Raw genomic sequence first — 13,757 nt, forward strand, 5'->3', positions numbered from 1 at the left:
CCTCCAGGGCTCCCCCGTCTGGCCTGGGGGGCCCCGTCTGGCGGACTCCCCTCCCCTGTCCTCCCGTTCCCTCCCGCGCCAGCTTCCTCCGGTGAAAGCCTGCAAGGAGTGGAGCACATGAATCGCTCGTGGGGACGGTGGGCACTGCTCGGAGTGATGGCCGTGACGGTGGGAGGCCTGGCCCTGGCGCAGGAAAGACCAGGCGCGGCACAGCCGCCGGAGCAGAAGAGCGTACGGAGCGAGAAGCGCGACCCGATGGCGAAGCAGATCGCCGAGCTGGGCCGGATGATGGTCGCCGATGGCATCCCAGCCTTCCTCACGCAGCTCCACGGCATCAACCAGACGGAAATCGCCCTCGGGGAGCTCACCCGGCAGAAGTCCCTCTCGCCGACCGTGCAGCAGTACGGCGAGCACATGGTGCAGGACCATACCCGGGCCGACCAGCAGCTCATGGACCTCGCGAAGCAGCGCGGCATCCAGCTCGGCGCGATGGCGCAGCCGACCAATGACGTGCAGCGCCGGCTCCTGAGCGCCAACGAGGCCACCAAATCCAAGCTGATGGTGCTGCAGGGGAGCCTCTACGACCAGGAGTACCTGGCCTCGCAGGTGGCCTCCCACGACGAGACCATCCAACTGGTGACGCTCGCCCGGCAGCAGTACCCCGAGCTGGCCCCGATGCTGGACGGGCTGCTGCCCACCCTCCAACGGCACCGGGACCAGGCGTACCAGCTCCTCGGCCAGGTCAAGCCACAGGCCCAGGCCAGCCAGCAGCCACCTGCTCCACAGCAGCGGCAGGGGCGCCCGCCACCCGCTGGCCGGTGAGCGGCACCGCGCCAGGCCCCGGCACCCGCTTCCCCGGTTGAAGCGGGTGCGGTGTGCCGTTAGTCAGGGGCCATGGCACATCCCGTGAGCTACGACGCGACGACGGAGAACTTCGACGCGCTGGTGCTGGCCCCCCAGGGCGAGCTGGTGGTGGTGGACTTCTGGGGCCCCGGCTGCCCCAACTGCGACATCTACGCGGCCGCCGAGCCCGCGCTGCTCTCCGAGCTGGAGGGGGCCCGTATGCGCGTGGTGAAGGTGAACGCGTACGAGCACGAGGAGCTGGCGCGGCGCTTCGGGCTGTACGGCATCCCCACCTTCCTCCTCTTCCGCGACGGCAAGCTGCTCGGGAAGATGAGCCAGTACTACGGGCGCGAGTACTGGCTCGGCGTCATCCGCGACCACCTGCCCACGGCCTGAGCGCCCGCGGGGGCTACAGCAGGCGCATCTCGGGGAAGGGCGAGGTCCGCGAGCAGTAGCGCCCCGACACGAGCGACCACGTCACGTTCCCCCGCATCCACGACTTCATCCCCTCGACGTAGTAGGCCACCCGCGCGTCGTCGAGCCACCCCGAGCGCATCAGCCGCCCCTCGCACGCGAGGAAGCGCTCCACGTCCGTGTTGATGACCTGGATGGCCTCTTCCACCGCGTCCTCCAGGCTCATCGACAGGTGCACCTGCAGCATGTGCACCAGGTTGTTGGGGTTGTGGTGCCAGAGGACCTCCTTCTCGTAGGAGAAGAGGTCGTTGCTCAGCGCCACCACCCGCGTGGACAGCTCGCGCATCCGCTGCAGGTCGTCATTGATGAGCACGCCCTCGGGCAGCTCGCGCCCCTCCTCGGTGATTTCGATGAGATCCAACGCCGTGAACACCGCCGAGTCCAGGGCGCGCTGGGAGTAGTACGCGTCGAAGTCCGGCACGGTGCCGGACGCCCAGTGCTGCGCGGCCGGGAGCGTGCCCCGGAAGAGATAGAGGTCCACGTCATCCGCGAAGCGGGCCAGCCACGCGTCGCTGGCGAAGCGCCGCAACCGCTCCCGGATGCCGAGCGTGTAGTGCTCGAGCGCGGTGGCACTCGCGCGCAGCGGAGCGCCCCGCAGCACCTCGACGCACGCCACCATGAGCTGCTCCAGGTGCGCCGGCCGCTGTCCCACCTCGGACACCTCGTCGGCGATGTCGTCGAAGAAGAACAGCCAGGCGTGCCAGTCGTTGCAGACCTCCAACCGCTCGCGGGTGGCCTGCGGGTAGGTGTACGCCGCGAGCAGCCCGAAGTTGCTCGTGTCGAAGCGCCGGAGGCTCTCCGGGTCGTCCGGCAGCAGCTTCACCCCGAGCAGCCGCGCCCGGCTGGCCTGCTGGATGGCCGCGGCGAACAAGCTGTGCTGCGACGGCCAGTGCGAGGGAATCCGCAGCGCCGACAGACCGGGGCCACGCAGAAGAGGAGCCTCACCCCGCTCCCGCGGTACCGCAGCGGAAGCAGACGAACGGGCGACGGACATAAGGACCTCCCTCCAAAAACGGTATACCCCGTGGAACATGGAGCGCCTGTCAAGCGCTCAACACTCTAATACTCCGACGCAGGTGGAAACGAATCTTCCTTTCGGGGAAGAAAGCCGCTCCGCCCCGGCGCCCGGAAGGTGCTTCGAGGACCCGCTTCCGCCAGGGGAAACCGGGAGTGAAGTGACACGGACTCATCACCCCTCTCATCGTCTGAATGCCTGAGAACACAAGACTACTTGAATTGGAGGAGAGCCACGAGAAGCAGACCAGCCTGGAGAGCCTCCGAGCCGTTGTCCACCCAACGGATGGTAGGACACCACGAGCTGACGCATCGCATCACCCTCAGTCCAGCGAGACGCGGCGGCCTTCGCCCTCCGACACCACCGCCGCCGAGAGGATGCGCTGCACGGTGGCTGCCTCCTTCACCGTGGCCAGCTCGCGGTCCGTGGGCGGCCGTCCCGCGAGCCTTCCGAGGAACTCGCGCGCGGTCTCCACGTGGGCCTGGGCCCAGGGCTCTCGCGCCCCGGGTTGGGGTTCGAGGCCCGGAGCCAGATCACGCCACGCACCGGACTCGAAGCACCGCACGGGCGAGACGCACCAGCCCTCGCGCGCCGGGATGTAGCCCCCGGAGAAGCCGGCCTCCCACGTCTCTCCCAGAAGCGACCACGCACCGTGCAGCCCCGGCTCCGGACTGGCCGCGTGCGTCAGGACGAGCACGGCTCCATGGGAGAGCCCCACGTGCAGCGCGGCCGTGTGCACCGGGCGGCCGGACAGCGAGGCCTGAACCCAGGTGGGCGCGCTGCCCGTCAACCACAAGGCCGCGTCGAGCAGGTGGGAGACGCCCCCGAAGTCCGCCGAGAGCCCCACGTACGCCCCGGGCTGCGTCACCTCCGTGGGGACGAAGCAATTGCGCACCGTGAGGACCAGGTGGTGCACCGGGTGCTCCGAGAGCCAGGAGCGCAGCGCGCGCAGCGGCGGGAGCATCCGGTAGGGGAAGTTCACCGCGCAGGGGAGCTTCGCCTTGCGCGCCTTCTCGACCAGGGCCCACGCGTCCTCGGCGGTGAGCGTCAGGGGCTTCTCGCAGAGCACCGCCCGGCCCGACTCCAGTGCCGTCTCCACGTGCTCGCGGTGCAGCGCGTCCGGGCTCGCCACCACCACCGCGTCCACCACCGCGCACAGCTCCCGCACGTCCGTCGTGGCCAGGAGGATGTCCTCCCGGGCGGCGATCTCGCGCGTGGAGCCCAGGTGCTGGCCACACAGCGCCACCACCTGGGCCCCCGCCTCGCGGAAGGCCCCCACGTGCATCAGACCCCACTTCGTTCCGATGACGCCGATTCGCATGGATGACTACCCGTCGCAGCCGATCCGCTGCGTGCCAAGAGCCACGTCGTCGTACCAGAGCTCGTCCTGCTCGCCGTGATAGGTCTCGAAGCCGAACCACGCACGGGCATGGCGGGGGGACCAGCTCGTCAGGTTGGCGTTCCAGTTCGTCGTGTGGAGGCCCCCCACCTCGTTCCCATCGAACCACGCGCGCAGCTCGTGCCGGGCACCATCCTTCGAGCTGGAACGCGCCTGGGTGCCATCGACGGAGATGCGGCCCTGCTGCTGGAAGACCTGGACAGACCATGTCCCGGGGTCGGGAGCACCACCCGCGGACGCCGCCTCGAAATCATCACAGAGCAGCAGCCCGTCCGCCTTGCACGCACTCGAGGGGCTCACCTTCGGTTCGATGTCGGGCGTGACCTCCGCCCCGGTCGAGCCACAGCCGCAGGTCAATCCCAGCAAACAGGACATCAACAGCCACACTCCATGTCTCGGATGCACGGTCACCACGCCTTGGAAAGGGGCACACAGGATACCCGTACCCCATTCCGCTCCCTGGAGGAGAGGGCGGGCCGGGGCGATTGGTTGACTGCCCGGCTCGGGAGCACGGTATGGCAGCGGCCGTCTCATCCCGGCGATACATTCCGCCGTTGCGTACTTCGCAGAAGGAGTCGTCTTGAGAATCGCAGCACTCTCCCTCGCGGCCGCCCTCAGCGTGGCCGGTTGCACCCACTCCACCATGCAGAATCCCGAGCCCTCCTCCCCCACCCGAACCGAAGCCCGTGGGTCCCTGCCTCCTCCCGAGGGGGCCAGGGGCCTCTCTGGCACGCTCGAGGCCTTCAACGCCGCCTGCACCGCCGACCTGGAGAAGGCCCGCGCCCAGGTGGCCGCCCTCAAGAAGCTGAAGCCCGCCACCGACGGCCGCGCCATCCTCGAGGCCTACGACGAGGCCACCGCCGCCATCGGAAACTCCTTCAACCGCTCCAGCCTCGCGCGCGAGGTGCACCCCAACGCCGCCTTCCGCGACGCGGCCCGTGCGTGCGAGCAGAAGGCCGATGCCCTCAACGTGGAGATCTCCCAGGACCGCGGCGTCTATGACGCCCTGTCCGCCGTGGACCTCTCCCAGATGGACGACGCCACCCGCTACTGGATGCAGCGCACCCTGCTCGACTTCCGCCGCGCGGGCGTGGACCGGGACGACGCCACCCGCGCCCGGGTGAAGGCCCTCAACGAGGAGATCCTCAAGCTGGGCCAGACCTTCAACCAGAACATCGCCGAGGACGTGCGCAAGGTGGAGCTGGACCCGAAGGAGCTCGCGGGCCTGCCCGAGGACTTCATCAAGGCCCACGCGCCGGGGGCGAATGGGAAGGTGGTCATCACCTCCAACTACCCCGACTACTTCCCGTTCATGACGTACGCCCGTGACGGCAAGGCGCGCGAGAAGGTGTGGCGTGCCTACCACCAGCGCGCGCACCCGAAGAACCTGGACGTGCTCTCCCGGCTCATCGCGAAGCGGCACGAGCTGGCCACGCTGCTGGGCTATCCCACCTGGGCCGCGTTCGTCACCGAGACGAAGATGACGCGCACGCAGCAGGTGGCGGCGGAGTTCATCGACAAGGTGGCCGCCACCTCCGAGCGGCGCGCGAAGCAGGAGTACGCGGACCTGCTCGCCCGCAAGAAGAAGGACGAGCCCAAGGCCACCGTGCTGGAGCCGTGGGACCAGGACTACTACGAGGACAGGCTCAAGGCGGAGCGGCTCGGCTTCGACTCGCAGGCGCTGCGTCCCTACTTCGAGTACGGCCGGGTGAAGAAGGGGGTGATGGACATCACCTCGCGCATGTGGGGCATCACCTTCGTGCCGGTGAAGGACGCCACGGTGTGGCACGCGGAGGTGGAGACATACGACGTCACGGAGAACGGGGCACTGCTGGGCCGCATCTACCTGGACATGCACCCGCGTGATGACAAGTACAAGCACGCGGCGCAGTTCGACGTCGTGGCGGGCCAGGCCGGCAAGCGCCATCCGGAGGGCACGCTGGTGTGCAACTTCCCGCGTCCGGGCGAGCTGATGACGCAGGACGACGTGGAGACGTTCTTCCACGAGTTCGGCCACCTGCTGCACCACATCTTCGCGGGCCGGCAGCAGTGGAAGGGCATCACCGGCATCTCCACGGAGTGGGACTTCGTGGAGACGCCCTCGATGCTGCTGCAGCAGTGGGCGTCCAACCCCACGGTGCTCCAGGAGTTCGCCCGCCACCACCAGACGGGCGAGGCGATTCCCGCGGCGATGGTGGAGAAGCTGCGCGCCTCGAACGAGTTCGGCAAGGGCCTGTGGACGCGGCGGCAGATGTTCCTGTCGGCGGTGGCACTGGAGTACTACTCGCGCGCGCCGGGCTTCGACACCACGGCGGAGCTGGCGAAGCTGCAGGAGAAGTACAGCCCGTTCCGCCACGAGTACCGGGATGGCACATACTTCCAACTGTCCTTCGGACACCTGGAGGGCTACTCGGCGGCGTACTACACGTACGTGTGGTCGCTCGTCATCGCCAAGGATCTGGAGACCGAGTTCCAGAAGAACGGCTACCTGGACCCGGCCACGACGATGAAGTACCGCAAGACGGTGCTCGAGCCCGGTGGCTCCAAGCCCGCCGCGGACCTGGTGAAGGACTTCCTGGGCCGTCCCTACGGCTTCGAGGCCTACCGCAAGTACCTCGACGAGAACTAGCCCCCCTCTTCATCCCCTCCCCTCTCCCCCTGGGAGAGGGTTAGGGTGAGGGTCTTCCACGACCAGGAGTCCCACGTGCAAGCCACCCTCACCCCTCGAATCAAGATCTGCTGTATCTCCAGCGTGGAGGAGGCGTGGACCGCCATTCGCGCTGGAGCCTCGGCGCTCGGTCTCGTGTCCTCGATGCCCAGCGGTCCCGGCGTCATCTCCGAGGCGCTCATCGCGGAGATCGCCGCCGCCGTGCCGCCACCCATCGCCACCTTCCTGCTCACGTGCGGGCAGGACGTGGAGCACATCATCGCGCAGCAGCGCCGCTGCCGGACCAACACCGTGCAGATCTGCGACCGGCTCACCTCCGGGAGCTACGCGGATCTGCGCGGAGCCATGCCCGGCGTGTCGCTCGTGCAGGTCATCCACGTCACCGGCGAGGAGTCCCTGGAGGAGGCGCTCTCCGTGGCACCGCACGTGGATGCACTGCTGCTCGACTCGGGCAACCAATCCCTGGCGGTGAAGGAGTTGGGCGGAACCGGGCGCGTCCACGATTGGAACGTCAGCCGGCGCATCCGCGAGCAGGTGCGTGTGCCCATATTCCTGGCTGGCGGTCTGCGCCCGGAGAACGTGGGCGAGGCCATCCGCCAGGTGGGACCGTTCGGGCTGGACCTGTGCAGCAGCGTGCGGACCGAGGGCAAGCTGGACGAGGAGAAGCTGACGCGGTTCTTCGCGCGAATTCGCTCGGTCACCGACGAGCGTTGACCCTCACCCCGGCCCTCTCCCAGGGGGAGAGGGAGCGACGCCTCACACCGCGCCCCTTCCCGTGGGCGTGGGGATGTGGGGTCCACCCGGACCGGGACGTGCCCTCGCCCGCCACACCGCCGCCGTGTAGTCCACCACGGCGGCGAGCGCCGTCAGCCCCACCGCGATGACCAGCGGGCGCACCAGCACCGGAGCCACCAGCACCGCCAGCAACGCTCCGAGTTGCAGCGTCGTCACCACCTTGCCCAGCATCCGCGCCTGGAACTTCACCGGCCGGAATCGGGGCACGATGCGCGCCACCACGAACGCCAGCCCCGTCGCCACGTCGCGCACCACCAGGATGCCGAACTCCACCGGCGACAGGCTGCCCTCCAGCACGAAGGCCAGCAGCGCCACCATCACGAAGCCCCGGTCGGCGAGCGGGTCGATGAGCGCTCCCCAGTACGACTCCAGGTGCTTGTGACGGGCGATCCACCCATCCAGGAAATCCGTCAGCGCCGCGGCCATCACCAGCCCGACCCGGACCAGCGGCTCCTCCATCACGACGAAGACGGCGGCGAGTGGCAGGCGGGAAAGCGACAGCGCGTTGAGGAGCGTGAGGCTCGTGCGGCGGCGCATACCTCCACAACCTAGGAACTCTTCCCGCCCGCTGCATTCCGGGGGAGCAATGGCCCGCCCGCTCCCTCGTCGCCCCCTGTCAGTCCTCCTGCTCTTCCTCGGGCGCCCCGGGCCGCCACGACGCCCCGAGCAGCACCTTGCCCACCCCGATGAAGATCGACCCCGAGAGCAGTGCCATTCCGTACACGAGGAGCAGGAAGCCGTCCCAGCGCCTGATCGCCAATACATGGAGGACGTGCCCCACCAGCAGCAGACCCGAAGCCCCGATCAGCACGGCCACGAAGGCGACCAGCCCGCGCACCCAGGCGGGGACCTCCGCCCCAGAAGACGCCAGACCGCGGGACTCGGCGAGCAGTTCCGGAGGGATCTCCAGCGCGTAGGGATAACCGAGCGCCAGGAGTGCCTCTCCCACCGCATGGGCCACCCGGCGCCCCTTGCTGCCCGTGAAGGCCCGGACCCGCTTGTCCTCCAGGATCTCGTGCAACAGGTCCGCCCGAGCACGAGCGTCCTCTCCTGGCTTCAGGGGCAGGGCGAGCCCCCGCAGAAGCGCATCCACCTCGGGACGGGCCGCGTCAGGCGCCCGCGCCCGCTCCAGCAGCTCGCGCGGCGAGGGCACCTCTTCCATGGGAGAGAGCGCGATGGGCTGTTCCGAGGGCGGGTGAGGGCGGGAACGTTGCACGGTGAGCACCAGCTTAGCCTGCCCCCATGATGGATGGATCCCACCCCGGACCCGGAGCGCTCGTCCCGGTTTACAGCCCGGCCCGGGTTGAAGTAGGGGGCGGACATGCCCATCCTCGCTCTCGTCCGACACGGTCAGTCCCTCTGGAATCATGAGAATCGCTTCACCGGCTTCGTGGACGTGCCCCTGACGGAACAGGGCCGCGCCGAGGCCCGGCAGGCCGCCAAGTCCCTCGGTGGCCTCAAGTTCGACGTCGCCTATACCTCCGCCCTCACGCGCGCCCAGGAGACGTTGGCCATCATCCTCGAGTCGCTCGGCCAGCGCATCCCCGTCATCCGCGATGCCGCCCTCAACGAGCGCCACTATGGCGACCTCCAGGGCCTCAACAAGGAGGACGCCGCCAAGCGCTGGGGCGACCACCAGGTGAAGCTGTGGCGCCGCTCCTTCGACGTGCCGCCCCCCAATGGCGAGTCGCTCGAGATGACCGCCAAGCGCGTGCTGCCCTTCTACGACCGCGCCATCAGCGGCGACCTGCGCCAGGGCAAGAACGTGCTCGTGGTGGCCCACGGCAACTCCAACCGCTCCCTGGTGATGAAGCTCGACAAGCTCACCGGCGAGCAGGTGGTGGGCCTGGAGCTGGCCACCGGCGTGCCGCTCGTCTACGAGCTGTCCAACGAGTGCGAGGTCATCAGCAAGCGCAACACCACGCCGTAATCCGCGCCCGAGTCCCAACGGGTTCGAATCCCGTCGGGGACAACCTGGGAAGCCCAGCAATCTCAAGGGATTGTTGGGCTTTTCTTTTGTCCCCTCATGTGCCCTCGGTGGCTGCCCGCCAAGCCCTGAGTCTCACTCCATGAGACAGCGTTGCAGGCTGGCTTTCTTTTAATGCCAAAAGCCAGGAAACCGGCGTGCGCGCAAAACCACATGCCCGAGGTCCGCTGCACACTCATGTTTGTGACAAGTGCGTGCCAATTCCTCCCAGGCAATGCATTGCGTCAACACCTGACAATCATCGCAATGCGTCATCAGGCACGCGCTGACAAAACGAATTCATTGCCTCTGAGCGAGCAAGAAACAGAAGGCATGGGCACGCTCACTTATCCGCCCTATGCATTCTTGTCTCTCGCACCCCACGGGGGCATGTGTATATTCATGAAGACACTCAGCCAGCGCAAACCTCTCAAGACCCATTTTACAAGGTCTGAGAATCTGCCAATACATCACAGTTAATGAGTCCCATCACGCGGGAGGGGTTGTCAGACCCACCTGCTACTGACGCGGCCGATGTTTGCAATGGCTGAGTGTGTGGTGTCGTTGCCGTCATGAAGCAAATCACCCTGGAGAGGTATACAACCATGAGAAATCTGATGAGCAGCGCCGTGTGCGCCGTTGCAGTGGCGGCTTCGTTCATGAGTGGGCAGCCGAGTGCCCAGGCCTCCGCGCCCGTGTCCGTGAGCTACACCTTCGCGCAGGGCACGCAGGGCTGGACGCATGGGTTCGCCGATCTTCCGACGGACTACCTCAGCACGGGCATCTACGAGACCGGCTTCGGGTGGAGCGCCATTCCGGATCAGTACGGGGTGAACGGCCTGAGGATCCAGAGCCATAACCGCAGCGACGATGTCTTCATGTACATCTCGAGGAAGATCGACGCCTCCGTGGGCCTTCTGCCCAACAGGCAGTACACGGTCTACCTGAACTTCGACCTCGCGACCGACGCCGTCCCGGGCTCGATCGGCATCGGCGGCTCGCCGGCCGAATCCGTCGCGGTCAAGGCCGGGGCGGTGAACTACGCGCCCGTCCTCAACGTGGAGGACGTCGGCGGCACCCCGTACTACATCCTCAACGTCGACAAGGGCAATCAGCTGAATGATGGCCCCGACATGCAGTTCATTGGCAACCTCGCCAAGCCCAACCCGGACGTGCCCGGCTACCAGCTGAAGCACTTCGAGCACTCCTTCACCGTGACGACCAACGCCCGCGGTGAGGTCTACCTGCTCATCGGCACCGATTCCGGATACGAGGGCCTCACCCGGATCTACTACACGAACATCCAGGCTAGCTTCTACTAAGCCAGCGAAGTGAGCATGGGAGGGAGGGGAGCGGCCCGTTCCCCTCCCTCCCATCCGGGTCTGTTCATCGTCGAGACCTTCTTCTCCTCATGTCGACTGTCGAATCGAGATTGTGCCTCCGGCTCCCTCGCCCTGACCATTGTGCGTCGAGATGAGACACAAGGAGAGGAAGAATGCGTATCGACAGGATCGACCACCTCGTACTGACCGTCCGCAGCATCGAGCGCACCTGCGCGTTCTATTCGCGGGTGTTGGGGATGGAAGTCGTCACCTTTGGCGAGGGGCGCAAGGCGCTCGCCTTTGGCAATCAGAAGTTCAACCTGCATGAGGTGGGCAAGACCTTCGAGCCCAAGGCCGAGTCGCCGACGCCCGGCGCCATCGATATCTGCCTCATTACCCGGACGCCCATGACGGATGTCGTGGAACACCTCGCCGCGGTAGGCGTTCCAATCCTCGAGGGTCCCCTACGCCGCACGGGTGCGACCGGTCCGATCCTCTCGGTGTATTTCCGGGACCCGGACGCCAATCTGGTCGAGGTCTCCGAGTACCTCGATGATGGTCGAGCGAACCTGGTTGCAGGCAAGGAGAGCTACGCGCGCCTGGCTGCCGAATAGATGGCGAACACACCGCCCTGCGGATCCATGCACTGGGCGACGCGGTCTCCGCCGGGGACGTCCATCGGGCCGTTGAGCACCTTTCCGCCCTTTTCCGGGATGCGCCTGGCGGTCTCGTCGGCGTTCTTCACGTTGATGTAGTGCAGCCAGTGAGCAGGGGCCTTCATCATGTTGGCGGCATTCGACATCCCGCCCATCGACTGCTTGGGATCGGTGCCGAACATGAAGTACTCGCCGAACTCGGGGCCCATGTTCATGGACGAGGTGGCCTTCCAGCCGAAGAGCGCGGAGTAGAATTTCCAGGCGCTCTGCCAATCGGTGGTGTTGAGTTCGGCCCAGCTGAAGTTGCCGAGCAGCTCGCGAGGAGCGAGCTCGCCTTCGCTGGGCAGCGGCTTGAAGACGGCGAACACGGCCCCCTGCGGATCCGCGAGGACGGCGAAGCGGCCAACGGTGGGGATGTCGGAGGGAGGCGACATCACCCTGCCTCCCATCTTCTGCGCCTCCTGAGCGGTGGCATCGACGTTGTCGGCGTGGATGTAGCCCATCCAGTGCTGCGGAACGCCAGCGCGCTTCATCTCGTCAGGCAGCGCCATGATGCCCCCGACGCCTTTGTCGCCGGCTTTCAGGATCTCGTAGCCGCCTCCCGGAAACTCCTCGGTCTTCCAGCCAATGATGTCCGAATAGAAAGCCTTCGCACCGGCGAGGTCGGAGCACATCAGGTCGTACCAGATGAATCGGCTCATCGCGTTTCCTCCAAAGGGGTGTCTATTACACGAGCGGTCGCCGCAAGTGCGGCGAATGGTGCCGGTAGTCCGCGACAGAACGGTGCCAGCTCTCGGACGAGCGCTGCGCTTCTTGCGTCACTTCGACTACACCTCCCCCTGCCTCGGGGGGCCATTGGCTCCACCACCCCGTGGCGGCTATGTCCTTCCCCGTTCAAGCCGGGGCACGAGCCCCGCACACCCGGGGGGAATCATGCAGGGTCCATCCAGCCGCACCACGCAGCGCTCCGTCCTGGTCCTCGGGGCGCGAGGTACCGTCGGCAGCGAAGTCACCCGAGCCCTGCTGGACGCGGGCGCGCGCGTGCGCATCCTCACGCGCTCCTCGAACGGACTCGCCCACCTGCCCGACACCGTGGAGCGGCAGGTGGGAGACGTGCGGGATCGCACCTGTCTCGCACGGGCCATGGACGGCGTGGCGTCCGCCTTCTACTCCTCCCCACACGAGGAGGACGAGGAGCAGCTGGCCCGTAACGTCGTGGAGGCGTGCGAGACGGCCGGCGCGCGCCTCGTCTTCGTGGGGGTCCACGTGGACGGGCCGAACCGCCTGGTGCGCGCCCTCAAGCGGGGGACGTTCGGCCGCCTGATTCCGCACTACCGGCCGAAGTTCGCCATCGCCGAGCGCGTCCGCCGCTCGCGGGCCAACCCGGTCCTGCTCATGCCCTCCAACTTCTGCCAGAACGACGAGCTGTTCCGCGAGCAGTTGCTGGAGGGCATCTTCTCCCAGCCGCTGGGCCACAAGGGCCTCAACCGGGTGGACGTGCGTGACGTGGGCGACGCCGCGGCCCGAGCGATGCTCGACCCGTCCATCCCCTCGGGGACGCACCCGGTGGACGGGCCGGCGACCTTCTCGGGACCCGCGTGCGCTGCGGTGTGGAGCGCCGCGCTGGGCCGCGAGGTGCGCTACACCGGTGACGACGAGCAGACCTGGACGCGCCCGCTGCGCGAGCGCCTCTCGGGCCGCAAGCAGGAGGACTTCCTCAACACCTACCGGCTCATCTCACGCTTCTACGTGCCGACCGATCCCCGCAGCGTCGCACGCACCACGGAGCTGCTCGGTCACCCTCTCCGGAGCTATGGGGAGTACGTCCGGGACACTCTCGCCCGGTGGCGCTCGGCCGCGGCGGCCTGAGACGCCCTGCTCGAGCAGCGTGACACGCTCGCGTGCTGACCTCGAATCACCCCAGAGGGCAGATGATGCTGATGTGAAAATCGTTGGGCCAACGCCCGTAATCCACCAGGGCCGGACAGAGATGTGCCTGCCGGAGATACGCGAGCCCATCGTCGGTCACCAGGTTGTACATCCTGGCGTAGTTCTGCCAGGCGGTGCAGTCCACCGACGGAATGGAATAGACACAACGCGGCGACTGGCTGTCTTTCTTGTACTTGCACTCGAGGGACAAGCGGTCGGCCGGCTCTGGGAGGGTGCTCGGGCAGCTCGAGGACGGGGGCGGGGGCGGGTCCACGGGCTCGGGATCCTCGGGCTCATTCCAGGGGTCACCGCACTCGTGGCACCGCATCTCCTGCGCGGTGCTCTCGAGAGAATCCGCGTTGCTGGAGACCTCCGTACCACCACAGCCCGCAGCGGATAGAGAAACTCCCAACCAGATGGCAGCCACGAAACCACTACGCTTCATACCGTTCTCCCTCTACGACTTGCGTTCTTGATGTCGAGCGGAAATGGGCGACGCTCCTGCCTTGGGTCCCCCCCGGAAAGAGTGCATCGCGCTCAGACATGCACTACTCGCACGAACACCACGTCTGTGCAAGATGACAATCACTGTCACGGCAGACAACACCTCTCCGTGACGACTGATGGTGATTCCTGTCACGGCGCATGAAGCCGTATTCGTGACGATTGATAGTGATTCTTGTCACGGTG

General features: G+C 67.0%; 15 protein-coding genes. 8 read left to right on the forward strand and 7 right to left on the reverse strand.

Annotation, left to right across the window (positions count from 1 at the left end):
* Window positions 1-117: 117 nt before the first annotated feature.
* Window positions 118-822, forward strand: a complete 705-nt coding sequence (locus tag NR810_RS10775) for a DUF4142 domain-containing protein (protein ID WP_257451010.1) — start codon at window positions 118-120, stop codon at window positions 820-822.
* A gap of 72 nt (window positions 823-894) precedes the next feature.
* Entirely contained in the window at window positions 895-1,239 is a 345-nt protein-coding gene (locus NR810_RS10780) for a thioredoxin family protein (protein ID WP_204224659.1), read from the forward strand.
* Between the two features lie 13 nt (window positions 1,240-1,252).
* Here the strand turns inward: NR810_RS10780 and NR810_RS10785 are convergent, their stop codons facing one another.
* From NR810_RS10785 to NR810_RS10795, 3 genes are all read right to left on the reverse strand, one after another.
* Window positions 1,253-2,311: a terpene synthase family protein gene (locus tag NR810_RS10785; protein ID WP_257451014.1), complete on the reverse strand. Its 1,059-nt coding sequence runs from the start codon at window positions 2,309-2,311 to the stop codon at window positions 1,253-1,255.
* Window positions 2,312-2,654: 343 nt separating this feature from the next.
* Window positions 2,655-3,653, reverse strand: a complete 999-nt coding sequence (locus tag NR810_RS10790; protein ID WP_257451017.1) for a Gfo/Idh/MocA family protein — start codon at window positions 3,651-3,653, stop codon at window positions 2,655-2,657.
* A gap of 6 nt (window positions 3,654-3,659) precedes the next feature.
* Window positions 3,660-4,106 carry a hypothetical protein gene (locus NR810_RS10795; RefSeq protein ID WP_257451019.1) on the reverse strand — a complete coding sequence of 149 codons (447 nt, stop codon included), beginning with the start codon at window positions 4,104-4,106 and terminating at the stop codon, window positions 3,660-3,662.
* Between the two features lie 268 nt (window positions 4,107-4,374).
* Here NR810_RS10795 and NR810_RS10800 point away from each other — a divergent pair, with 268 nt between their 5' ends.
* Both NR810_RS10800 and NR810_RS10805 read left to right on the forward strand, forming a co-directional pair.
* Complete coding sequence (locus NR810_RS10800; RefSeq protein WP_407653770.1) at window positions 4,375-6,360, forward strand: M3 family metallopeptidase; 1,986 nt, start codon at window positions 4,375-4,377, stop codon at window positions 6,358-6,360.
* A 75-nt stretch (window positions 6,361-6,435) separates the two neighbouring features.
* On the forward strand, window positions 6,436-7,113 hold the full coding sequence (locus tag NR810_RS10805) for a phosphoribosylanthranilate isomerase (RefSeq protein ID WP_257451023.1): 678 nt from the start codon (window positions 6,436-6,438) through the stop codon (window positions 7,111-7,113).
* A 42-nt stretch (window positions 7,114-7,155) separates the two neighbouring features.
* Here the strand turns inward: NR810_RS10805 and NR810_RS10810 are convergent, their stop codons facing one another.
* Window positions 7,156-7,731 carry a CDP-alcohol phosphatidyltransferase family protein gene (locus NR810_RS10810; RefSeq protein WP_257451025.1) on the reverse strand — a complete coding sequence of 192 codons (576 nt, stop codon included), beginning with the start codon at window positions 7,729-7,731 and terminating at the stop codon, window positions 7,156-7,158.
* Window positions 7,732-7,810: 79 nt separating this feature from the next.
* Window positions 7,811-8,410: a hypothetical protein gene (locus NR810_RS10815; protein WP_257451027.1), complete on the reverse strand. Its 600-nt coding sequence runs from the start codon at window positions 8,408-8,410 to the stop codon at window positions 7,811-7,813.
* 105 nt (window positions 8,411-8,515) lie between these two features.
* Here NR810_RS10815 and NR810_RS10820 point away from each other — a divergent pair, with 105 nt between their 5' ends.
* From NR810_RS10820 to NR810_RS10830, 3 genes are all read left to right on the forward strand, one after another.
* Window positions 8,516-9,124, forward strand: coding sequence for a 2,3-bisphosphoglycerate-dependent phosphoglycerate mutase (locus NR810_RS10820; RefSeq protein WP_257451029.1), 609 nt, complete (start codon window positions 8,516-8,518; stop codon window positions 9,122-9,124).
* Window positions 9,125-9,765: 641 nt separating this feature from the next.
* Window positions 9,766-10,482, forward strand: a complete 717-nt coding sequence (locus NR810_RS10825; protein ID WP_257451031.1) for a hypothetical protein — start codon at window positions 9,766-9,768, stop codon at window positions 10,480-10,482.
* Window positions 10,483-10,655: 173 nt separating this feature from the next.
* Window positions 10,656-11,096, forward strand: coding sequence for a VOC family protein (locus NR810_RS10830; RefSeq protein WP_257451033.1), 441 nt, complete (start codon window positions 10,656-10,658; stop codon window positions 11,094-11,096).
* Here NR810_RS10830 and NR810_RS10835 read toward each other — a convergent pair.
* On the reverse strand, window positions 11,072-11,839 hold the full coding sequence (locus NR810_RS10835) for a VOC family protein (protein ID WP_257451035.1): 768 nt from the start codon (window positions 11,837-11,839) through the stop codon (window positions 11,072-11,074). The genes NR810_RS10830 and NR810_RS10835 overlap by 25 nt on opposite strands.
* Before the next feature lie 232 nt (window positions 11,840-12,071).
* Here NR810_RS10835 and NR810_RS10840 point away from each other — a divergent pair, with 232 nt between their 5' ends.
* Entirely contained in the window at window positions 12,072-13,007 is a 936-nt protein-coding gene (locus NR810_RS10840) for an SDR family oxidoreductase (RefSeq protein WP_257451037.1), read from the forward strand.
* A 46-nt stretch (window positions 13,008-13,053) separates the two neighbouring features.
* Here NR810_RS10840 and NR810_RS10845 read toward each other — a convergent pair whose 3' ends face one another.
* The gene (locus NR810_RS10845; RefSeq protein ID WP_257451039.1) at window positions 13,054-13,512 is read right to left on the reverse strand and encodes a hypothetical protein; all 459 of its coding nucleotides are present in this window, start codon (window positions 13,510-13,512) and stop codon (window positions 13,054-13,056) included.
* Between the last annotated feature and the right edge of the window lie 245 nt (window positions 13,513-13,757).

This window comes from Archangium lipolyticum (genome assembly GCF_024623785.1).
Taxonomy (GTDB): Bacteria; Myxococcota; Myxococcia; order Myxococcales; family Myxococcaceae; genus Archangium; species Archangium lipolyticum.